1 pseudogene is annotated in these 815 nt (G+C 60.7%); it reads left to right on the forward strand.

Features of this window, described 5'->3' with window-relative positions:
* Positions 1-815 (forward strand): annotated as a pseudogene (locus tag B5F94_RS15975) (DEAD/DEAH box helicase); the annotation flags it as partial.

An 815-nucleotide genomic window follows, 5' to 3' on the forward strand; every position in this document is an offset into this window, starting at 1 on the left:
TCCAACTCCATGACGGAACTCTACACCATGCAGCGGTATCTGCAATATGACAGGCTCCAGGAGCTGGACATGACCCACTTCGACAGCTGGGCTTCCAGGTTTGGAGAGACCGTGACGGCGCTGGAACTGGCCCCGGAGGGGACCGGCTACCGGGCACGCACCCGCTTCTCCAAATTCTTCAACCTCCCGGAGCTGATGAGCCTCTTCAAAGAGGTAGCGGACATCCAGACAGCAGATCAGCTCCATCTTCCCGTGCCGGAGGTGGAGTACCACAATATCGTCTGCCAGCCCACCGAATTCCAGAAGCAGATGGTCCAGGAACTGTCCAAGCGGGCGGGTAAGGTACATAGCGGCAAGGTGGAACCCAGAGAGGACAACATGCTCAAAATCACCTCGGATGGCCGCAAGCTGGGACTGGATCAGCGCATTCTCAACCCCCTGCTCCCGGACGACCCTGGGAGCAAGGTCAATCAGTGCGCCGGCAACATCCTGCGCATCTGGAGAGAGGGGGCGGCAGACAGGCTGACCCAGCTGGTATTCTGCGACATCTCCACGCCCCAGGGCGCTTCCGGGCAATTCACTGTCTATGACGACCTGCGGCGCAAACTTGTCCGCGGCGGCATCCCGAAAGAGCAGGTCGCCTTCATCCATGAGGCCGACACCGATGCACGGAAAAAAGCGCTGTTTGCTAAAGTGCGCTCCGGCCAGGTGCGCGTCCTGATGGGAAGTACACAGAAGATGGGGGCGGGCACCAATGTCCAGGACCGTCTCATCGCCATGCACGACCTGGACTGCCCCTGGCGGCCCCGGGACCT

The organism is Flavonifractor sp. An4 (assembly GCF_002161755.1).
In the GTDB taxonomy this organism is placed as follows: domain Bacteria; phylum Bacillota; class Clostridia; order Oscillospirales; family Oscillospiraceae; genus Flavonifractor; species Flavonifractor avicola.